The 19,866-nt window shown below is 67.1% G+C and carries 12 protein-coding genes and 3 pseudogenes; 8 read left to right on the plus strand and 7 right to left on the minus strand.

Annotated elements, in window-relative coordinates:
- The first annotated feature begins 30 nt into the window (after positions 1-30).
- The 3 genes from AD428_RS12725 (at position 31) to AD428_RS12735 (ending at position 8,043) form a co-directional block, all read left to right on the plus strand.
- Complete coding sequence (locus AD428_RS12725; RefSeq protein ID WP_235490126.1) at positions 31-5,217, plus strand: type I secretion C-terminal target domain-containing protein; 5,187 nt, start codon at positions 31-33, stop codon at positions 5,215-5,217.
- A gap of 171 nt (positions 5,218-5,388) precedes the next feature.
- On the plus strand, positions 5,389-6,069 hold the full coding sequence (locus tag AD428_RS12730) for a transglutaminase-like cysteine peptidase (RefSeq protein ID WP_200908034.1): 681 nt from the start codon (positions 5,389-5,391) through the stop codon (positions 6,067-6,069).
- 30 nt (positions 6,070-6,099) lie between these two features.
- Positions 6,100-8,043, plus strand: a complete 1,944-nt coding sequence (locus AD428_RS12735; RefSeq protein ID WP_053245407.1) for a bifunctional diguanylate cyclase/phosphodiesterase — start codon at positions 6,100-6,102, stop codon at positions 8,041-8,043.
- Between the two features lie 42 nt (positions 8,044-8,085).
- Here the strand turns inward: AD428_RS12735 and AD428_RS12740 are convergent, their stop codons facing one another.
- The 3 genes from AD428_RS12740 to AD428_RS12750 are packed head-to-tail and all read right to left on the minus strand — an operon-like array spanning position 8,086 to position 11,457.
- Complete coding sequence (locus AD428_RS12740; RefSeq protein ID WP_053245408.1) at positions 8,086-8,928, minus strand: M48 family metallopeptidase; 843 nt, start codon at positions 8,926-8,928, stop codon at positions 8,086-8,088.
- Positions 8,929-8,974: 46 nt separating this feature from the next.
- Entirely contained in the window at positions 8,975-10,042 is a 1,068-nt protein-coding gene (aroC, locus tag AD428_RS12745; RefSeq protein ID WP_053245409.1) for a chorismate synthase, read from the minus strand.
- Positions 10,043-10,074: 32 nt separating this feature from the next.
- Positions 10,075-11,457 carry a putative bifunctional diguanylate cyclase/phosphodiesterase gene (locus AD428_RS12750; protein ID WP_053245410.1) on the minus strand — a complete coding sequence of 461 codons (1,383 nt, stop codon included), beginning with the start codon at positions 11,455-11,457 and terminating at the stop codon, positions 10,075-10,077.
- A 602-nt stretch (positions 11,458-12,059) separates the two neighbouring features.
- On the opposite strand from AD428_RS12750, the pseudogene AD428_RS12755 reads away from it, so the two are divergent.
- A pseudogene (locus AD428_RS12755) lies at positions 12,060-13,580 on the plus strand (GGDEF domain-containing protein); the annotation flags it as partial.
- A 17-nt stretch (positions 13,581-13,597) separates the two neighbouring features.
- On the opposite strand, the pseudogene AD428_RS24965 reads toward AD428_RS12755, so the two are convergent.
- From AD428_RS24965 to AD428_RS12765, 3 genes and pseudogenes are all read right to left on the minus strand, one after another.
- Positions 13,598-14,081 (minus strand): annotated as a pseudogene (locus tag AD428_RS24965) (EF-Tu/IF-2/RF-3 family GTPase); the annotation flags it as partial.
- Between the two features lie 45 nt (positions 14,082-14,126).
- Positions 14,127-14,591, minus strand: coding sequence for a CBS domain-containing protein (locus AD428_RS12760; protein WP_053245412.1), 465 nt, complete (start codon positions 14,589-14,591; stop codon positions 14,127-14,129).
- Between the two features lie 35 nt (positions 14,592-14,626).
- On the minus strand, positions 14,627-15,940 hold the full coding sequence (locus AD428_RS12765) for a YihY family inner membrane protein (protein WP_053245413.1): 1,314 nt from the start codon (positions 15,938-15,940) through the stop codon (positions 14,627-14,629).
- 17 nt (positions 15,941-15,957) lie between these two features.
- On the opposite strand from AD428_RS12765, the pseudogene AD428_RS24970 reads away from it, so the two are divergent.
- The 4 genes and pseudogenes from AD428_RS24970 to AD428_RS27930 all read left to right on the plus strand — a co-directional run bounded on the left by AD428_RS24970 (position 15,958) and on the right by AD428_RS27930 (position 18,743).
- A pseudogene (locus tag AD428_RS24970) lies at positions 15,958-16,328 on the plus strand (DUF2069 domain-containing protein).
- Entirely contained in the window at positions 16,325-17,812 is a 1,488-nt protein-coding gene (locus tag AD428_RS12770) for a protein adenylyltransferase SelO (RefSeq protein ID WP_053245414.1), read from the plus strand. Before AD428_RS24970 ends, AD428_RS12770 begins: the two are co-directional and overlap by 4 nt.
- A gap of 212 nt (positions 17,813-18,024) precedes the next feature.
- Complete coding sequence (locus AD428_RS12775; protein ID WP_235490130.1) at positions 18,025-18,546, plus strand: response regulator transcription factor; 522 nt, start codon at positions 18,025-18,027, stop codon at positions 18,544-18,546.
- Positions 18,546-18,743 (plus strand): helix-turn-helix domain-containing protein, encoded by a 198-nt coding sequence (locus AD428_RS27930; protein WP_235490133.1) that lies wholly within the window; start codon positions 18,546-18,548, stop codon positions 18,741-18,743. Before AD428_RS12775 ends, AD428_RS27930 begins: the two co-directional genes overlap by 1 nt.
- Here AD428_RS27930 and AD428_RS12780 read toward each other — a convergent pair.
- Positions 18,725-19,669: a sensor histidine kinase gene (locus tag AD428_RS12780; RefSeq protein WP_053245415.1), complete on the minus strand. Its 945-nt coding sequence runs from the start codon at positions 19,667-19,669 to the stop codon at positions 18,725-18,727. The genes AD428_RS27930 and AD428_RS12780 overlap by 19 nt on opposite strands.
- Positions 19,670-19,866: the final 197 nt, after the last annotated feature.

A 19,866-nucleotide genomic window follows, 5' to 3' on the forward strand; every position in this document is an offset into this window, starting at 1 on the left:
GATCCGTCCCACCCGAATCCGGGCGCCGACGTGCCCGCCCTCACCGTCTCGGATGCGGGCGACGTCAATGAAGGCAACGACGCCGTCTTCAACGTCAGCCTGGACAAGGCCGTCGATGCGCCGACCACACTCACCTTCAAGCTCGGCGGCCAGATCGAAGGCGACGACGTAGGCACGCCCACCGTCACCATCGGCGGCCAGTCGGTTGTCGTGACCAATAACGGCAACGGCACCTACAGCATCACCGTGCCGGCCGGCACCACCGGCGGCATCGTCGTCACCGTGCCCACCAACGACGACGCGGTCTTCGAGGGCCGCGAGAGCCTGACCCTGGAAGCCACGCTCACGGGCAGCTCGGCCAGCGGCGTGGCCTTGCCCGGCGGCATCACCGACACCGGCAACGCCGCCATCGTCGATACCGAAAGCACTGATCCGTCCCACCCGAATCCGGGCGCCGACGTGCCCGCGCTGTCGGTTTCCGATGCCGGCGATGTGGATGAAGGCAGTGAGGCTGTCTTCAATGTTGCGCTGACCAAGCCGGTCGATGCGGATACCACGCTCACCTTCACGCTCGGCGGCCAGATCGAAGGCGACGATGTCGGCACGCCCACCGTCACCATCGGCGGCCAGTCGGTTGTCGTGACCAATAACGGCAACAACACCTACAGCATCACCGTGCCCGCCGGCACCACCGGCGGCATCGTCGTCACCGTGCCGACCACCGACGACACGGTCTTCGAGGGCCGCGAGAGCCTGACCCTGGAAGCCACGCTCACGGGCGAATCCGCCAGCGGCGTGGCCCTGCCCGACGGCATCACCGACACCGGCAGCGCCACCATCGTCGATACCCAGGGCGGCGGCAAGGATGTGCCTGCGCTCAACGTGTCCGACGCGGGCAATGTGACGGAAGGCAATACCGCGAGCTTCAACGTCTCGCTGAGCAAAGCCGTAGACGCCGAAACCACCCTTACCTTCACGCTGGGCGGCCAGATCACGGCGGCCGATCACGGCATGCCGACGGTGACGGTCGGCGGGCAGAGCGTCACCGTCTCGGCCAACGCCGACGGTTCTTACAGCTTCAAGGTTCCCGCCGGCACGACGGGCGGCATCGTGGTCCAGGTGCCCACTACCGCCGACGGCATCTACGAAGGCAACGAGAGCATGACGCTCTCGGCCACGCTTTCGGGCCAGACTGCCAGCGGTACTGCCCTGCCCCCGGGCATCTCGGACAGCGGCAACGCCGTCATCGTCGACATCAACAAGCCGCCCGTGGTCGGCACCGCGTCCACCGCGGTGTCCGAGGAAGGGTTGAACGGCGGCATCAAGGACAACACGGGCACGTCGGACACGACCGACTCGGCGCAAGCCAACGGCCAGCTGAGCATTACGGACGACAATAGCAACGCGTCCTACACCATCACGCTGGTGGCGCCCGCCAACGGCAGCCTCAGTTCCGATGGCGTGCCCATCGTCTGGACGCTGTCGGACAATGGTCACACCCTGACCGGCCGCGCCGGCTCGACCGACGCGATCGTGATCAAGATCGACAACACGGGCGCCTACACAGTCCAGATGCTCGCCCCCGTCGACCATCCGGACACGACCCGCGAAGACACGCTCAGCCTGTCGGTGGGCGTCAAGGTGGCGGACGGCGTGAATGCGCCCGTCTCCAGCACGCTGGATGTCACGATCGAAGACGACGCGCCCGTGGTGCACCAGAGCGCGCCCGTGAACGTCGAATCCACCGGCATTCCCGACGTCTATACCGGCAAGGTTTCCTTCGCGGGCAGCTCCTCCAGCAATAGCCAGTGGAAGTTCACGTTCGGCGACGGCGCCGTGGAAGTGACGGCCAAGGGCTTCACGTCCAAGAACGACATCACGCTCATCGACGCTCAGGTCAACCAGAGCGCCTCGGGCCTGGGTGTGGCAAGCGTCGGGTCGCCTTACCACAACATCGCCAACGAGATCGACTACCGCGAGCTGAATGGCCAGGGCGCGTCCGAAGAGCTGACGATCCGCCTCACCGGCGGCAAGATCGCCTACGGCGCGACCATCGACTTCGCCGCCATGTACGGCGGGGAAGTCGAGAGCGGCATCGCCCGCTTCTACCGCGACGGCGTGCTGATCGCCGAACGCACCTTCACGTCCGACCAGAGCGGCGGCGATTACGCGGCGAACTTCCGGGTGGAGGAAGGCGGCTTCGACACGATCGTGGTGTCGGCCACCGACAATCACAAGAACTCGTCCAGCGACAACAGCGACTTCACGGTCACGGGCGTGACCTTCCTGGGCAGCCAGGACGTCCATGCCATTGCCTACGCCGACGGCACGCTGTCGTATGCCTACGGCGCGGACGGTCCGGGCAAGCTGCAGCTCATGGGTGTGGAAAGCGGCCTGACCACGCGCGACGGCGGCGCCATCACCACCAATGTGGCCACCAACGGCAATCTGATCCAGGGGCTGGATTCGTCCGGCAATCTGGTGTTCGAGATCCGCCTGACGCCGGCCACGGGCAAGTGGGAGTTCTACCAGTACCAGCCCATGAACGGCACGGCCGACGGCCTGATCGACTTCACGTATCGCGCCACGGACGCCGACGGCGATTACGCCACCGGCCAGTTCCAGGTGGGCGGCGTGGAACCGCCTGCTCCCACCCTGGTCATCGACGATAACAACGCGGGCGCGCCGGGCGTGTTGAGCGTGTCGGAAGCCCAGGCAAGCGGCGCCGGCTCCTTCACCATTACCGCGGCGGCGGGATTGAAATCGATCACCCTCGATGGCGCGGGCAACGCGGATGCCACGCTGACGCTGGACCGCCTGGCCGGCCTGGCCGGCAACCCGCTCACGTTGACCACCAGCAAGGGCACGCTGACCCTCACGAACTACGATGCCGCCACCGGCAAGGTGAGCTATACCTATCAGACCAGCGGGGCCCAGCAGCACACCGGCGACGACACCAACGTCCAGGACCATTTCACGGTCACGGTCGAGGATCAGTTCGGCGGCAAGGCCACGGGCGACCTGGGTGTGCTCGTTACCGACACCGCTCCGGCGCTGACCTCGATTGCACAGAGCGCGGCCCTGGCCTCGCACGGCACCAATATCATGCTGATCCTCGACAGCTCGGGCAGCATGAAAGACGGCAGCGGCGTATACAAAAACAACTCGCAGCTCTCCCGCATGGATGTCTTGAAGTCGTCCGTCGCCACGCTGCTGGACAAGTACGGCGAAAACGGCGACGTGCGCGTCCTCATCGTGGACTTCGACTCCACGGCCACCCAGAAGGGCGGCGGCTGGATGTCGCTCGCCGACGCGAAGACGCTGGTCGCGACGCTGGACACGGTGGGCGGCACGAACTACAAGGATGCGCTCAACACCGCGATGAGCTCGTGGAACAACTCCGTGTCCGGCAAGCTCGAAGGCGACAACGTCCAGAACGTGTCGTACTTCTTCACCGACGGCGAGCCCGAGAACGGCGCGGTGAATTCCACCCAGCAGGCCACGTGGGAGCAGTTCCTCGCGGCCAACGGCATCAACTCGTTCGGCATCGGCCTGGGCACCAGCGCCACGGGCACGTACATCAACCCCGTGTCGTACGATCCCGATGCGCCGAATGCGCCGGCCAGCAACAACACGATCCTGGTGACCGATCTCAACGGTCTGGACGCCGCTATCGCCGGCACCATCGCCTCGCCCATCATCGGCGACATCGCCACGGACGGCACACTCGGGGCGGACCTCGCCGGCGCGCGCATCACGCAGCTGGTGATCGATGGCAAGACCTACAACTACGACGTCTCGACCAACAAGGTCACGGCCTCGTCCGGCGCGGTCTACAGCTTCGATACGGCCACGTCCGAACTGACCGTGACGACCTCGCATGGCAAGCTCACCATCGACCTGGCGGGCGAGAACCTGGGCGACTACCGCTACCAGCCGCAAAGCGCCGGCACCGACACCATCCAGTACACGGTGAAGGACGGCGACGGCGACACGGCCAGCGCCAGCCTCACCCTGAACGTGTCGGCGCCGGTTTACCAGACGCCCGACGCGGTGAACGACAGCGTCATCACCAACATCCTGAGCCCGCAACTGACGGTGCAGTCCGGCTCGCTGCTCGCCAACGACGTGCGCGGCACGGGCGCGCTGACGATGGGGCCGCTGACGGTGAATACGGGGTGGAAGGACAAGGGAAGCGATTTCACGTCGAAGTCCAAGACGCCAATCGACTTCACGGATGGCTTCCTCTCCGGCAAATCGTCCTTGACCGTGAGCCGCGGCAGCTTCACGCAGATCGGCCAGGATCTGGCACAGGTCAAGATAAACGGCGAACTGGCCGCGGTGGGAGGCTCTTGGTACAGCAGCGATACCGACATCATCACCGTCTCGCTGCTGGCCGGCGAGGTGCTCTCGTTGAGCCACAAATTCGGCGCGAACGAGATCTCCGTCCAGTACCGCGTGGCAGGCAGCTCGGGAAGCTACGCGGACGTGCCGGCCAACGGTATCGCCGCCACGCAGGACACCAGCTACGAAATCCGCATCGTCAACCTCGACGACAATGGGCCGAACAAGTCGGGGGGCACCGGTGCTGAAGACTACCAGCTCACGATGACCGTCGACTACTCGCACGCCGTCAGCACGCCGGACGCCAACGCTTCCTACACCATCCAGACCGCGGATGGCCACAGCGACAGCGCCAATGTCTCGGTGTCGTACCAGGCGGGCGACCACCTGCTCGGCACCGACAAGGGCGAAATCCTGCTGGCCGGCAGCGGCAACGACACCCTGGATGGCGGCAAGGGCAACGACGTGCTGGTCGGCGGCCAGGGCAACGACACGCTGATCGGCGGCGACGGTTCCGATACGTTCCGCTGGGAGCTGGGCGACCAGGGCACGACCGCCACCCCCGCGGTCGACCGGATCAAGGACTTCTCGCTGGACAAGCCGGCCGACGGCGGCGATGTGCTGGACCTGAAGGACCTGCTGGTGGGCGAAAAGGACGGCAACCTGTCGCAGTACCTGAACTTCCACAAGGAAGGCAACGACACGGTCATCGACGTCAACACCCAGGGCAAGCTCGGCTCCCAGGGCGCGGACCAGAAGATCGTGCTCGAGAACGTCGACCTGACCCACGACGCCAGCGGCCAGGCCCTGACCAACCAGGCCATCATCAATGACCTGCTGCAGAAGGGGAAGCTCAACGTCGATCACCACTGATCCCGCGACGGGGAGCCGGCGGCGCGCGGCCGGCTCCCGGCGGACCGGGCCGGCGCGGCGCGCGGCCATGGTTGCATGGATGTTCCCGGAATCGTCCTCAGATGAGGCGATTCCGGTTTTTTTCATGGATGAAACGGCGGAAATCGGACGAAAAATGTGAAAATCCGTTTCATGCCTTCTCTCCTCCGCTACCGACGCGTGCTGAACCTGTGCCGCCTGGTGTTGCTGTGCCTGGCTTGCGCCTGGGGAGTCAGCGTCGCCCTGGAGATCGACGCGGGCCGGCTGCAGGGCCTGGCTGCGCGCTATGGCGCCAAAGGGTCCCGCGCGGTGGCAAGCTGGCTGCAACTGCTCAACGCGCCCCCGCCGCCGCAGGAGAAAGACCGGCTGACGCTGGTGAACGACTTCTGGAACCGCTCCCTGCTCTCCGGCGAAGACATGACGATCTGGGGCCAGACCGATTTCTGGGCCACGCCGCTGGAGTCCCTGGGCAAGGGGGCCGGCGATTGCGAAGACTATGTCATCGGCAAATATTTCAGCCTGCTGGCGCTGGGCGTGCCGGCGGAAAAGCTCCGCTTCATTTATGTGCGCGCGCGCATCGGCGGCGCCTATAGCAGCACCCAGGTGGCGCACATGGTGCTGGGCTATTACGAGAAACCCAATGCAGTGCCGCTGGTGCTCGACAGCCTGATTTCCACCATTCTGCCGGCCACGGAACGGCGTGATCTCACGCCGGTTTTCAGTTTCAATGCCAACGGCGTGTACGTCGACGGCAAGCCCGCCGCCTCGGTCGACCGGCTGAGCCGCTGGCGCAATCTTCTTCAACGCATGGAACGGGAAGGCATCCGCCCGTGATGCGCCTGTGATGTCCCCGGGAAACAGATCATGTCCATACTCAGACAGCTCCTGCTCAGCGTAACCCTCGCCATCGGCGTGATCCTGCTCGGCACGCTGGCGCTCAGCGTGAACGCGGCGCGCGAATACCTCTCCGGCCAGCTGCGCGTGCAAAGCACGGACGCCGCCGTGTCGCTCGCCCTGTCGCTCTCGCAACCCGCCAATAACGACCCGGTGGTGCAGGAGCTGCTGGTTTCGGCGCTCTTCGACGGCGGCCACTTCTCGCTGGTGAGACTGAGCGACCCGGAAGGGAAAGTGCTGATCGAACGGCGCTCGAATGCAACGGCAGTCTCGGTGCCCGGCTGGTTCAAGGCGCTGGCGCCCTTGACTTCCGAATCCGCGACCCACACCGTCAGCGACGGCTGGCGACAGATCGGCGAAGTGACGCTGGTGGCCAACGACGCCTATGCCTGGGAAGCGCTCTGGCGCAGCAGCCTGAAGATGATCGCGCTGGTGGTGGGCGCGGGCCTGCTGTGGGCTCTCTTCGCATTTGCGCTGGTGGGCTGGATCAAGAACCGCCTGCTGCGCGAGATCAGCGACCACGTGCGCAAGATCGGCCAGCACGCGCCGCCCGAGCAGGTGCAAGCGCGCGTGCCGGAGCTCTCGGGCGTGGTGCAGGCGCTGAACCAGACCCGCGAGCGGGTCTACGCCAGCGCGGAGGAGCAGCATGCCAAGATCGAGTCGCTGGAACTGGAGCTGAACCAGGACCCCGTCACGGGCCTGCCCAACCGCAAGTATTTCATCAACGAGTTCCGCCGCACGCTCGAAACCGCCGCCCCGGCCGCGAGCGGCCACATCCTGGTCTTCCGCCAGCGCGATCTGGCCGATCTCAACCGACACATGCCACGGGAGTTCATCGACCACTGGCTGCGCGCCGCGTGCGAACGCATCCAGGGCACGCTCACGTCGCTCGGCTCGGGCACGGCCATGCTGGCCCGCCTGAACGGCTCGGATTTCGCGCTGCTCATGCCCGGCAGCGCCGCTCCCCAGGCCATGCTGGCCGCCGAGCGCGTACGCGCCGACCTGCATGCTTCGCGCATTCCAGTGGGAGAAGGCCACTTGTGCCGCTGGGCGCTGGCCATGACGGACTACGCGGCGGGCCAGCCGGTGGGACCGGTGCTGGCGCGGCTGGACTTCGGCCTGATGCAGGCCGAAAGCGCGGGCAGCGACCACGTGGTGTCGGTGGGCGAGACCGATGCGCAGGGCCCGTCGGCCACAGGCGAACGGGCCTGGAAGGACGCCATCCTGACGGCGCTGGAGGCGCAGCGGTTCGAACTTGCCACCGCCTCCCTGCTGGACGAGCGCGGCGAACCGCTGCGCGCCGAAGCCATGCTGATGCTGCGCATGGACCCTGCCCAGCCGCCCATTCCCGCCACGCTGTTCATTCCTCCGGCGGTGCGCCTGGACCTGGTGGCCGACTGCGACCTGGAAGCGGTGCGGCTGGGGCTGGACTGGCTGGCCAGCCACGCCGGCGAACTGGCGGTGCGCGTCGCGCTGCCCACGCTGCGCTCGCCGAAGTTCATGCGCCAGCTCGCGCTGCTCTTCACCGAGCGGCGGCCGCTGGCGTCACGGCTCTATCTTGAGGTCGACGCCCACAGCCTGGTGGAATGTCACGAGCAGGTAACGGCGCTGGCGCGCATCGCCTCGGAATTCGGCGCGCACCTCGGTGTGCGGCGCCTGGCCCAGCAATTCGGAGCGGTGGCCCAACTGCACACACTGCCGCTGTCGTACGTGAAACTCGGCGGGGGATTCGTGGGCGGCATGCGCGCCAGCCCGGGCAGCCAGCAGCTCACGGCCTCGGTCATGGAAACCGCGCGCGCGCTGGGCATCGCCGTCTATGCGGAAGACGTGCCCGACGCGGAAACGCGCCGCATCCTCGCCGGCCTGGGCATCCGCCACATGCGGGGACCGGGCGTGCCCGAGAGCGGCGCCTGACGCGCGGCGCCGGCCGCGCCCCGGTTCATGCGCCCGCCGGGGTCAGCGCGCGGCGGACTTGCCCCTGGCCTGCTCGTAGAGCGGCAGCACCTGCTGCGAGGCTGCCTGCAGATCGGCAATGCGCGACTGGGCCGACGGGTGGGTGGAGAGAATCTCGGGCGGCGCGCTGCCCTGCTCGGCCGCGCCCATCTTCTGCCAGAGCGTAACGGCCGCCCGCGGGTCGAATCCGGCCCGGGCCGCGAGCTCGACGCCCATGCGGTCCGCCTCGGTTTCGTGGGTGCGGCTGTTGGGCAGGGTGAACATGACGCTGGTGAGCTGCTCGCCCAGGTCCGAGGCCACCTGCGAGCCGGTTGCGATGGACAGAACCTGCAGGCCCAGGCTGGTGGCCATCTGCTGCGAGACGCGCTCGCGCGCATGCTCACGCAATGCGTGGGAAATTTCGTGGCCCAGCACGGCGGCGAGCTCGTCGTCGGTCGGCTTGATCTTCGTCAGCAGCCCCGTGTAGACCGCGATCTTGCCGCCGGGCATGCACCAGGCGTTGACCTCGTCGCTGGAAAGCACGTGGACTTCCCATTTCCAGCTCGACGCGTCCGGCCGGAACACGGGCGCCTGAGCGATGAGCCGCTGCGAAATCGCGCGCACGCGGCTCGTCTGCTGCGCGTCGCGGTCCAGCAGGCCCTTGGCCTTGGCCTGGCCGATGATCTCGGTGTATTGCTGGCTCGCCTCCTGGTTGAGCGTTTCGGAGGGCACCAGGCTGGACATGTACTGCGTGCGGTTCACGCCTATGGCGCCGGATTGCGTGGTATTGACGCCCGCGCAGCCGGCGATGGCAACACAGGCGAGCGCGGCGGCGGCGCCGCGCAGGAACGTGTGAGTGGGGCTCATCGGACTCTCCGGTTGGGTCGGCGTAGCGCGGCGGCCGCGCGTGCCGTCAATACTGACCGCCGCACTGGCCGCGATGGCGCAGCGCGTGATCGATCAGGACCAGCGCCAGCATCGCTTCAGCGATGGGCGTGGCGCGTATGCCTACGCAGGGATCGTGCCTTCCGAGGGTCTGCACCATAACGGGTTCGTTGGCGCGGTTCACGGAACGGCGCTCCACGCGGATGCTGGACGTGGGCTTGATGGCCAGCGACACGGTGATGGGCTGCCCGGTGGAAATGCCGCCCAGCACCCCGCCCGCGTTGTTGGTGAGAAAACCGTCCGGCGTGATTTCGTCGCCATGCTCCGAGCCCCGCTGCGCAATGCAGTCGAAGCCCGCGCCGATGGATACGCCCTTGACCGCGTTCAGGCCCATCATCACGTGGGCGATGTCGGCGTCGAGCCGGTCGTAGATGGGTTCGCCCCACCCGGCGGGCATGTTCTCGGCCACGACTTCGATGCGGGCCCCGACCGAATCGCCGTCGCGGCGAAGCTGATCCATATAGGCCTCGAGCTCGGGCACGATGCCGGCGTTGGGCGCATAGAAAGGATTGTTCGGAACCTCGTCCCAGGATTCGAACGGAATGGCGATCGGGCCCAGCTGGCTCATGTAGCCGCGGATGCGCACCCCATGCTGCTCGGCCAGCCATTTCTTGGCGATCGCGCCCGCGGCCACCGTGGGCGCGGTCAGGCGCGCCGACGACCGGCCGCCGCCGCGCGGGTCGCGCAGGCCGAACTTGCGCCAATAGGCGTAGTCGGCATGCCCGGGACGGAACGTGTCGGCAATATTGGAATAGTCTTTGCTGCGCGCGTCGGTGTTGCGGATCAGGAGCGCGATGGGCGTGCCGGTGGTCATGCCCTCGTACACCCCGGACAGGATCTCGACCTGGTCGGCTTCCTGGCGCTGGGTCACGTGCCGCGACGTGCCGGGGCGGCGGCGGTCGAGCTCGCGCTGGATGTCGGAGGCGTCGAGCAGCATCCCCGGGGGGCAGCCGTCCACCACGCAGCCGATGGCGGGGCCGTGCGATTCGCCGAAATTGGTGACGCAGAAAAGAGTGCCTAAGGTATTACCGGACATAGGGTCTAGGGTTGGGTTGCGGGCAACCCCGATTATGACACCCCTGCCGCCAAAGCCTGGATCTCGCAAGCGGGCGCGGGGCGCCCCAGCAGGAAGCCCTGCATGACCCGGCAGCCCAGCGCCTTGAGGATTTCGCGCTGGCCCTCGGTTTCGACGCCCTCGGCCACCACGGGCAGGCGCATGGCCTGGCACAGCCCGAACAGGGCCGATACCACTTCCCGGCTTCCGGCATCGGATTCCAGGGTCGAAATGAAGCTGCGGTCGATCTTCACCCAGTCGATGGGCAGGTGACGCAGATGGTTGAGGCTGGAGTAGCCGCAGCCGAAATCGTCCAGGGCCACCGAAACGCCCATGGACCGCAGCGCGTTGAGGATTTTTATGTGCTTTTCGTAGTGCAGGATGAACAGCGACTCGGTGATCTCGAGCACCAGCTTGCGCGGCGACAGGCCGGTGGCCTCCAGCACCCGGGCCACCAGCGGCACCAGGCCATCCGCCTCCATCTGCTTGACGGAAAGGTTGACGTGCACCCGCCAGGCCGCCGGCCATTGCACCGCCTGCGAGCAGGCGCGTTCGAGAATCCAGGCGCCCAGGGGCACGATGAGCCCGCTGCGCTCGGCGATCTCGATGGTGATGCCGGGCGATACGCTGCCCAGCACCGGATGGTGCCAGCGCAGCAGCGCCTCGCAGCCTTGCACCGTGCCCGTGCCGCCGTCGCACACCGGCTGGTAATAGAGCTCGAACTGCTCCATGTCGGGCGTGGACAGCGCCAGCCGCAGGTCGTTCTCCAGGCCCTGGCGGTCGCGCTCGCGCGCCAGCATGCGGAAATTGAAGAGAGTCCACGACGCCCCCTCCTGCCCGTCCGGGGGCAGCAGGGCCACGCGCGCGCAGCGCTGCAGCTCTTGCACGCTGCGCCCGTGGTCGGGATACAGGGCCGCGCCGACGCGGAACAGGGCGATGATCTGGCGTCCGCCCAGCCTGTAGGGCGCGTTCAGGTCGCCCAGCAGCTTCGCGCAAACCTGGGCCGCGCCGTCCTCGTCCACGTCCGGGATGCACAGCGTGAAGGTATGGATGCCGGTGCGGGCGACCATGCCGCCCAGCGCGCGCGCCGTCACGCGCAGGCGCTGGGCCACCTGGACCAGCAGCTCACGGTCTTCGCCGGCGCGCAGCAGGGCGCAGATCTCGGCATATTGCTCGAACCGGACCAGGAAAAATGCGCCGCGGCGCGCGCGCTCCCGGGCTCGCTCCAGCCATGCGCCCGCGCGGCGGTCCAGCTCCCGCTGGCTCAGTCCGCCGGTAAGTTCGTCCTGCATGAGGGCGCGCCGCAGCACGCGCTCCCTGCGCAGGAAAAGCACGCTAATCGCCGCCAATGCGCCGACCAGCGTCAGGCACAGTGCGAGCAGATAGCTCTCACGCACGGAGCCTCCTTTTCATGAAGCCTTGACGTTGCGGTCCGAGCCTGGGCCCAAGGCACGTAACATTTCTTAAATAGTGCATTATTGTTGCAAAAACACCTCGATCCAGAGGCAACGCGCCCTGTTCTGCTGCAATAGGAAGATTTGCGTGTGCCGCCATGCGGGGCGGGCGGCCTCCCGCGGCATCTCCCGTGACTTGAACCCGGATTTGGTAGTACTACGACATCAGGCCACCGAAAATTAATACGTCCTCTCGCAATAGTTCTCACTCCCACGGTCCGGCAGGCGAAATAATTGCATAGCTTGTCTGATGTCTTCGTAGATTTCGTAATATTCTGTATGTTCTATGACGCCGAGGATTACACCCCAGGCGGCGCGGATGCGGTATTAGTAACGTGTGTCACGTTTCTTATCCATATCAACCGCTCACGGGAAACAAGAACCGCCCGGCGCCGTCCAGCGCGCGCGGGCAGGACAAGCGAGCGAATCCGTCCCGCCGTTCGCTGGAAGGGGAAAAGACCATACACATGCTCTCGATACGCAGGCTCCTCGTATTCAGCGCGTGCCTGATCGGCCTGGTCGTATTGGGCACCCAGGCCCTGAGCATGCTCGCGGCCCATCGCTACCTGCACGGCCAGCTCGCGCAGCAGAGCCAGGGCGGCGCGCAGGCGCTGGCCTGGGCGCTTTCGCATGCGCCCGGCGACGCCCGCAGGCGCGCAACGCTGGCCGACGAGTTGTTCGGCCAGGGAGCCTACGCCCTGGTCAGGATCACCAACGAGCGCGGCGCCACCGACATCGAGCGCAGCGCGCCGCCGCCCGACGCCGGCGACGGGGCCGACGAATGGGTGGAGCATTGGCTCATGCCCGAAGCGCCGGAGTCGTCCCAGCCCTTCGTCTCGGACGACGGCCGGTTCCGGGGCATGGTCACGGTGCGCGCCGACGCTCACACCGCCCGCGAAACGCTGTGGCAGGGAGGGCTGAGGGTAGTCGGGCTGGCGCTCGCGGCCGCGGTCTGCTGGCTGCTCTTCGCGACCGAGCTGCTCAAGTGGCTGGACAAGCGCGCCCCGCGGACCTCTCTTTTCTCCGGCTGGCCCGGCGAGGCCGCCGCCCGCCCCGACGCGGCCGCGCAGACCGAGGCGCAACGGGTGGCGGCGGCGATCGAGGCGCAGAACGCGCGCATCGAATCCCTGCAGAGCGAAGTCTACCGGGATGCCATCACCCGCCTGCCCAACCGCCGGTACTTCGTCGAGCAGTTCCGGGCGGCCCTGGCGGACGCCGCATCCGCCGGCGCGGGACACATCCTGATGTTCCGCCAGCGCGACCTGGCGCAGATCAACCGGCATCTTTCGCGCGCTTTCACGGATCAGTGGCTGCGCGCGTCCGCCGAACGCCTGCGCCGGCTGGTGGCCGCCCACGGCGGACCGTCAGCGACGCTGGCCCGCATCAGCGGATCGGACTTCGTGCTGCTGATGCCGGGCAGCACGGCGCCGCAGGCGAGCCTGCTGGCCGAACGCGTGCGCCGCGAGCTGCGCGCGCTGCGCGTGCCCATGGACGGGCATTCGTGGTGCCGCTGGGCCCTGGCGATCGCGGATTTCTCGCCCGGCGACGGCATGAGCGAAATACTGGCCGGGCTGGATCACGCCCTGATGTGCGCGGAAAGCGCCGACGACGACCAGGTCACGCCCGCCAGCCAGGCGCCCCAGGGATCGCGCATCGGCGAGTACAGCTGGCACGACGCGCTGCTCACGGCGCTGGACCAGCACCGGTTCTCGCTTGCCGCCCGGCCCCTGCACGACATCGGCGGAGCGCTGCTGCAGTACGAGGGCTGCCTCACCCTGCATGATCAAAGCGGCACGCCGCCCGTGCCGGCCAGCGTTTTCATGCCCCCCGCCGTCCGGCTGGGGCTGTCCGCCGAATGCGACATCCAGGCGGTCCGCCTCGGCCTGGATTGGCTGGTCACGCATGCCGAAACGCTGGCGGTTCCCATTGCCCTGGCCTCTCTGTCGCAGGACACCTTCCTGCCGCGGCTGCGCCGCATGCTGGCCGACCGCCCCGACGTGGCGCGCCGGCTCATCCTGGAAATGGACGCCTCGGGCCTGGCCGCCAACGAAACCGAGACGCAGCAGCTGTGCGAGATCGTCACCGAAATGATGGTCTGCCCGGACTCCTCGTCGGTGCGCACGCGGAACGATGGGTCTTCCTGGGCCAGGCGCCCCAGCGCGATGCCCATTTTTTCCTGGTCGGCCTTGGTCTTGGGCTCCACCGCCTGCGAAATGACCGGCTCGGGAAACGCCATGCGTTCCAGGATGATGACGTGGGAAGGATCGCAGAGCGTGTCGCCGGTGGTGACGTCTTTCAGGCCGACCGCCGCGGCGATGTCGCCCGCGTAGACCTCGGTGATCTCGCGCCGCTCGTTGGCGTGCATCTGCAGGATGCGGCCCAGCCGCTCTTTCTTTTCCTTGGTGGGGTTGTAGATGGAGTCGCCCGACTTGACCACGCCCGAGTAGACGCGGAAGAACACGAGCTGGCCCACGAACGGGTCGGTCATGATCTTGAAAGCCAGGGCGGAGAAGGGCTCGTCGTCGGCCGGATGGCGCTCGATTTCGCGGTCGCGCTGGTCGTGCCCCNGGCTGAGCGGCACGGCGGGCGGCCGCGCGGCCGGATGCGGCGTTTCAGCCTTTCGCGGCTTCGGCGCTCTCTTCGTTGGGCCAGTCGCGGATATAGGCCTTGAGCATGTTGTTCTCGAACTGCTGGGCTGCCACGATGGCCTGCGCCATGTCGTAGAACGAGATCACGCCCATGAGGGTGGGGCCGTCCATGACCGGGATGTAGCGCGCGTGCTTTTCCAGCATGAGGCGCTGCACTTCTTCCGCGCTGGTGTTGGGCGAGACGCTCACGGGCGCGTCGTCCATGATGGAGCGTATGGTGGTTTCGCCCGCCGCCGCGCCGTGCTTGTGCATGTGGCGGATGATTTCGCGGAAGGTGAGCATGCCGGTCAGGGTGCCGAATTCCATGATGACCAGCGAGCCGATGTCCTGCTCGCTCATGGTGCGCACCGCTTCCGAAACGGGCGTGTCCGGCGATGCCGTATAAAGCGTGTCTCCTTTGACGCGCAAGATTTCGCTGACCTTCAACATCGGTTCCTCCCAGGGCATTGCCCCGATTTCAATCGCTATTTCTTTTTCGCTTCCCATTGCAACAGGGCGGCGACGGTATTTTCCGTATTCTGCGCTTCTTGGCAGAGATCTTCCAGCGTGGGGGCGTCTTCTCCGCACAGGACGGACGATGCGACGCGCACGATGGCGGCGTCGTCGCGCACGCGCGGCCGGCTGCGGTCGATCAGGAAATGATCGACCACGGGCGCAAGCGAGGTTTCGCGCGCGTCGCAGGTGAGCACCCAGTGATCGTTCTGCGTGCGGGTGGCCAGGCCCATGTCGCTCAGCTCCTCGAGCACGGCGAGCAGCTCGTCCTGGTGCAGGCGCAGGCGGGCTGCCAGGGAGCTGGAGGGCAGCCCCGCGCCGCCCGCGGTCTGGTTGCGGCGCAGGGCGCGCAGCGCGTCCAGGGCGTCCACGAAGGCGGCGCCGGGGTAGCGGTTGATTTCCCAGCGGCCCAGCCGGATCAGCGGCGCGCTGGCCGCCAGCGTTGCGCCCAGCAGGACCGCCAGCCATGACAGGTAGATCCAGAGCAGGAAGATCGGCAGGGTGGCGAAGGCGCCGTAGATGACGGTGTAGGTGGGGAATCGGGTGAGGTAATACGCGAAGCCCGATTTCATGACCTCCAGCGCCACCGCGGTGACGCAACCGCCGATCAGCGCGTCGCGCCACAGCACCTTGCGGTTGGGCACCACCACGAACAGGGCCGCGAAGCCCAGCGCGGTCAGGACGACCGGAATGAACGACACGAGCACGCTGACCGCTTCCGGCACGTCCTTGACCAGGCCCAGCGACTCGCGCGCCACGAACGAAGTGGCCCACAGGCTGGCGCCCGCCACCACCGGCCCCAGCGTGATCACGGCCCAGTACACCAGCGCCCGCTGCTGCAGGGGGCGCTGCCGCGTCACGTGCCAGATGTCGTTGAACGCCGTGTCGATGGTCATGATGAGCAGCACGGACGTGACGAGCAGGAACGCGCCGCCGATGGCGGTGAGCCGGGACGCCTGGCGGGCGAACTGGTTGAGGTATTCCATGATGTTGTCCGAGACGGACGGCGGCATCAGGCTGGTGGAGAGAAAATGTTCCAGCGCGATGCGGAATTCCTGGAATACCGGAAAGGCGGTGAAAAGGGACAGCACCACCGCCAGCATGGGCACGATGGCGAGCACGGTGGTGAACGTGAGGCTGGATGCGACCTGCAACAGCTTTTCTTCGTTGGCGCGCTGCGCCGTGAAGAGCAATGCGCGCCCGGCCTTCGCGATCCATGAAGAGCGCGAAGCAGGGGGCTCGGGCGCCACCGTCGCGGCGGGGGCAGGCTCTGCGGGGCGGTTCATCAGGCGATAATAGCAGTATGAACCCCGATCTCAATCCTCGCCTGCGCCTGGCGGCCACGGCATCGCTGCTGGCGCTGATCGTGCTTTGCGCGGCCTGGGAAACCGTGATCGCGCCGGTCCGGCCGGGCGGGTCCTGGCTGCTCCTGAAGGCGCTGCCGCTGGCCTTTCCACTGCGCGGCATCGTGCGCGGCAACCTCTATACATACCAGTGGGCGTCCATGCTGTCGCTGCTCTACCTCATGGAGGGCGCGGTGCGCGCCATGTCCGACCCGGCGCCGCTGTCGGTCGTCATGGCCTGGGGGGAAATCCTGCTGTCCGGCGTCTTCTTCCTGAGCGCCATTTTTATGTGCGGCCCGCCAAGCGGGCTGCCCGGAGCCAACGCGCATGACCGCACATACCCTGGACGAGCTGCGCGTCCTCAATACTTATGCGGCGCTGCCGGCGCCGTTCTATACGCGGCTGTCTCCCCAGCCGCTCAACGCGCCGCGCCTGCTGCATGCGAATCCGGAGGCGGCCGCCCTTATCGGACTGGATCGCGGCGCGCTCGGCACGCCGGAGTTCCTTGCCGTGTTCTCGGGCGCCCAGCCTTTGCCCGGCGGAGACACGCTGGCGGCGGTCTACAGCGGCCATCAGTTCGGCATCTGGGCCGGCCAGCTGGGCGACGGCCGGGCGCACCTGCTGGGCGAGGTGGCGGGGCCGCAAGGCCGGTGGGAGCTCCAGCTCAAGGGCTCGGGCATGACGCCGTACTCGCGCATGGGCGACGGACGCGCCGTGCTGCGCTCGTCCGTGCGCGAATACCTGGCCAGCGAAGCCATGCATGGGCTGGGCATTCCCACCACGCGCGCCCTGGCCCTGGTGGTTTCGGACGATCCGGTCATGCGCGAAACCGTGGAAACGGCCGCCATCGTGACGCGTATGTCGCCCAGTTTCGTGCGTTTCGGTTCGTTCGAGCATTGGTCGGCGCGCCGCCAGCCGGACATGCTGCGCACGCTGGCCGACTACGTGATCGACCATGATTACCCCGAATGCAGGATGCCGCCCGCGGGCGAGCCGGCGGACGACAAGGCGCCGTACGTGGCGCTGCTGCGCGAAGTCACCCGCCGCACGGCCGAACTGATGGCGGACTGGCAGGCCGTGGGTTTCTGCCACGGCGTCATGAACACCGACAATATGTCGATCCTGGGGCTGACGCTCGATTACGGGCCGTATGGTTTCATGGACGGATTCCGCCTCGATCATGTCTGCAACCACTCCGATTCCGAAGGGCGCTATTCCTGGAATCGGCAGCCTTCGGTCGCGCTCTGGAATCTGTACCGCCTCGGGGGCAGCCTGCACATGCTGGTGCAGGACGTGGACGCGCTGCGCGCCGTGCTGGACGAATTCGAAGGCATTTTCACCCGGGCGTTCCACGAACGCGCGCGCGCCAAGTTGGGACTGGCCGCATGGCGGCCGGACGACGAGCCGCTGCTGGACGACCTGCTCAGGCTGATGCACGCGAACCACGCCGATTTCACGCTGAGCTGGCGCAGGCTGTCGGATGCGGTCCGGGGAGAGCGGCAGGCGTTCGAGGATCTGTTCATCGACCGGCCCGCGGCCGGCGCCTGGCTCGATCGCCTGCTGGCGCGCCAGGCCGGGGACGGAAGGCCGCCCGCCGAGGTGGCGCAAGCCATGGACGCGGTCAATCCGCTTTATGTATTGCGCAACCATCTTGCCGAAGAAGCCATCCAGGCCGCGAAGCGCGGCGATGCTGGCGAAATCGACACTTTGCTGACCTTGCTGCGCGCGCCGTGCCAGGCCCGTCCTGGTTACGAAAAGTATGCCGCGTTGCCGCCGGACTGGGCTTCGTCCATCGAGGTGAGCTGTTCGTCCTGACCGGCCGGTTTTCTATATTTACGGCAGAAAATCGGAAAAAAATCCCCAGCGCGGACAAAAAAAACCACGAATGCCTGGAAACCGCATTTTTTTTCAGTGCAATTATTCGTTTCCATTGTAAAAGACGTAAGATTGTCCTTGCGCGAAATTCTACATGGCTCGCCGTGTCCGGGGGCTTTTGTCGACAATTTTCAATATAAAGCACTCTAAAAATGCCTGGCGCTGATGGTTTGCTATGTATCGGTCTCCTGGAAGACGATGCCGACTTCCGCGAGGAATTGGCCTTGGGTCTGGGTGGCTATGGATTCCGGGTGGCGTTTGCCTGTGATAACGCCGGGGCGTTCTATCGCCGGCTGCAGGAACAGCCCTGCGATATCGTGATTCTCGATGCGCACTTGCCCGGAGAAGACGGTTTTTCGGTCGCCACCCGGCTGCGCGCGCTGAGTCCGGTGGGCATCGTCATGCTGACCGGGCGCAGCGCGCTCGAAGACCGCGTCCGCGGCCTGGAGGGCGGCGCCGACGTCTACATGACCAAGCCTGTCGACCTGCTCGAACTCAGTTCCGTGATTCGTAGTCTGGCGCGCCGCATGCGCCTGGCCAAGGCGCGCGTGCCGCGGATGCCGAGGCCCGCCCGGCGGCCGATTCGTCCTGGTCGCTGCAGGACGGCGGCTGGATACTGGTGGCGCCGGACGGCGCTTCGCTGCATTTGTCGGCGCAGGAGCGCACCTTCCTGATGGCGCTGATGGACGCCGCGGGCAATGCGGTGAGCCGCCAGGAGCTGGCGGAGATGTTCCTGCCCGAAAGCCCCGAGGGCTTCGAGTTGCGGCGCATCGACGTGCTGGTGAGCCGCCTGCGGGCCAAGGCACAGAGCGCGGGCCTCAAGCTGCCGGTGCTTTCCGTGCGCGGCCAGGGTTACGTCTTCGCCGCCTGACGCGCTTGCGAGGTCGCCGGCGAAAGCGCGGGCAGCGTCACGACGAAGCGCGTACCTTCGCCGATTTTGCTGTGCAGCGTGAGCGAGCCGCCCTGGTTTTCGCAGATGTTGCGCGCCAGGTAGAGCCCGATGCCCAGGCCCTTGGTTTCGCGGTGGGCCGCCCGGCGGAAATGCGGTTCGAAAATTCTTGCCTGGTCTTCTTCGCTGATGCCCGGCCCGCGGTCGGTGACCGACAGCCAGGCCACGGGCTGGCCGTTCTCCTCGCCTTGCCCGGCCTCGATGCGCACGGGTTCGCTGGCGGGGGAATACTTGATGGCGTTGTGCACCAGGTTGCGCACCACCACGCTGGTCAGCGGCCGGTCGCAGAATACGGGAATGCCCCGCTCGGCCTTGATTTCCAGGGGATGGGCAGTGTCGGGCCGCATTGCCGCCGCGACGTCGTGCGCGATGTCGGCCATGTCGGCGCATTCGGCGCGGGGCGTGAGCGCCTGCTGGCCCAGCCTGTCCTGGCTGAGCAACTGCTCCACCAGCTCGGTCATGCGCGTCACCGAACGGTGGATGCGCGCGAGGCGGCTGTCCACGGCTTCGTCGGTATCGGCGAGCATCATGTCCAGCGACTGGGCGGCCGCGCTGATCGTGGCCAGCGGCGCGCGCAGTTCGTGCGACACCAGCGCGTTCATCTGCCGTTGGCTTTCGAGAGCGCCGGCCATCTCCGACAGCCGCAGCTCGCCCCGGCCGGCGGGGTCGGCGTCATGCCTGCCATGGCTGGCATGCCCGGGCAGCGCCGCCAGGGTTGCCAGGACTCCCAGCATGCGCAGCAGCGCCAGCGTGAAAGCCGGGGCCATCGTGTTGGACAAGGCGTCGCGCGCCCACAGCCCCGCCGACAGCACGAAAACCAGGGCCAGCGCGGCGCTGGGCCACCGCACGCCGTGCCTGGCGGCTGCCGCAGCCAGGGCGGCGCACAGCGCCAGGCTGGCGAGCCGCGCAGGCGATCTCGATGGCTGCCGTCAGGCCCGGCGCGTCGGTCTGATAGATGAAGATGAGGGTGAGCGCCGCGGCGGCGACCAAGGCCAGGCTCGCGGCGCGGGCGGCGGCCGCCAGGCGCGAGGAATGGTCCGCCAGC

The sequence above is a fragment of the Achromobacter sp. DMS1 genome, assembly GCF_001270295.1.

Coding starts and splice junctions, on each gene's coding strand:
- AD428_RS12740 (WP_053245408.1), bottom strand. CDS start 8,928: ATGAGCCCCACTCACACGTTCCTGCGCGGCGCCGCCGCCGCGCTCGCC.
- AD428_RS12775 (WP_235490130.1), top strand. CDS start 18,025: ATGCCTGGCGCTGATGGTTTGCTATGTATCGGTCTCCTGGAAGACGAT.
- AD428_RS27930 (WP_235490133.1), top strand. CDS start 18,546: ATGGCGCTGATGGACGCCGCGGGCAATGCGGTGAGCCGCCAGGAGCTG.
- AD428_RS12760 (WP_053245412.1), bottom strand. CDS start 14,591: ATGTTGAAGGTCAGCGAAATCTTGCGCGTCAAAGGAGACACGCTTTAT.
- aroC (WP_053245409.1), bottom strand. CDS start 10,042: ATGTCCGGTAATACCTTAGGCACTCTTTTCTGCGTCACCAATTTCGGC.
- AD428_RS12770 (WP_053245414.1), top strand. CDS start 16,325: ATGACCGCACATACCCTGGACGAGCTGCGCGTCCTCAATACTTATGCG.
- AD428_RS12765 (WP_053245413.1), bottom strand. CDS start 15,940: ATGAACCGCCCCGCAGAGCCTGCCCCCGCCGCGACGGTGGCGCCCGAG.
- AD428_RS12730 (WP_200908034.1), top strand. CDS start 5,389: ATGCCTTCTCTCCTCCGCTACCGACGCGTGCTGAACCTGTGCCGCCTG.
- AD428_RS12735 (WP_053245407.1), top strand. CDS start 6,100: ATGTCCATACTCAGACAGCTCCTGCTCAGCGTAACCCTCGCCATCGGC.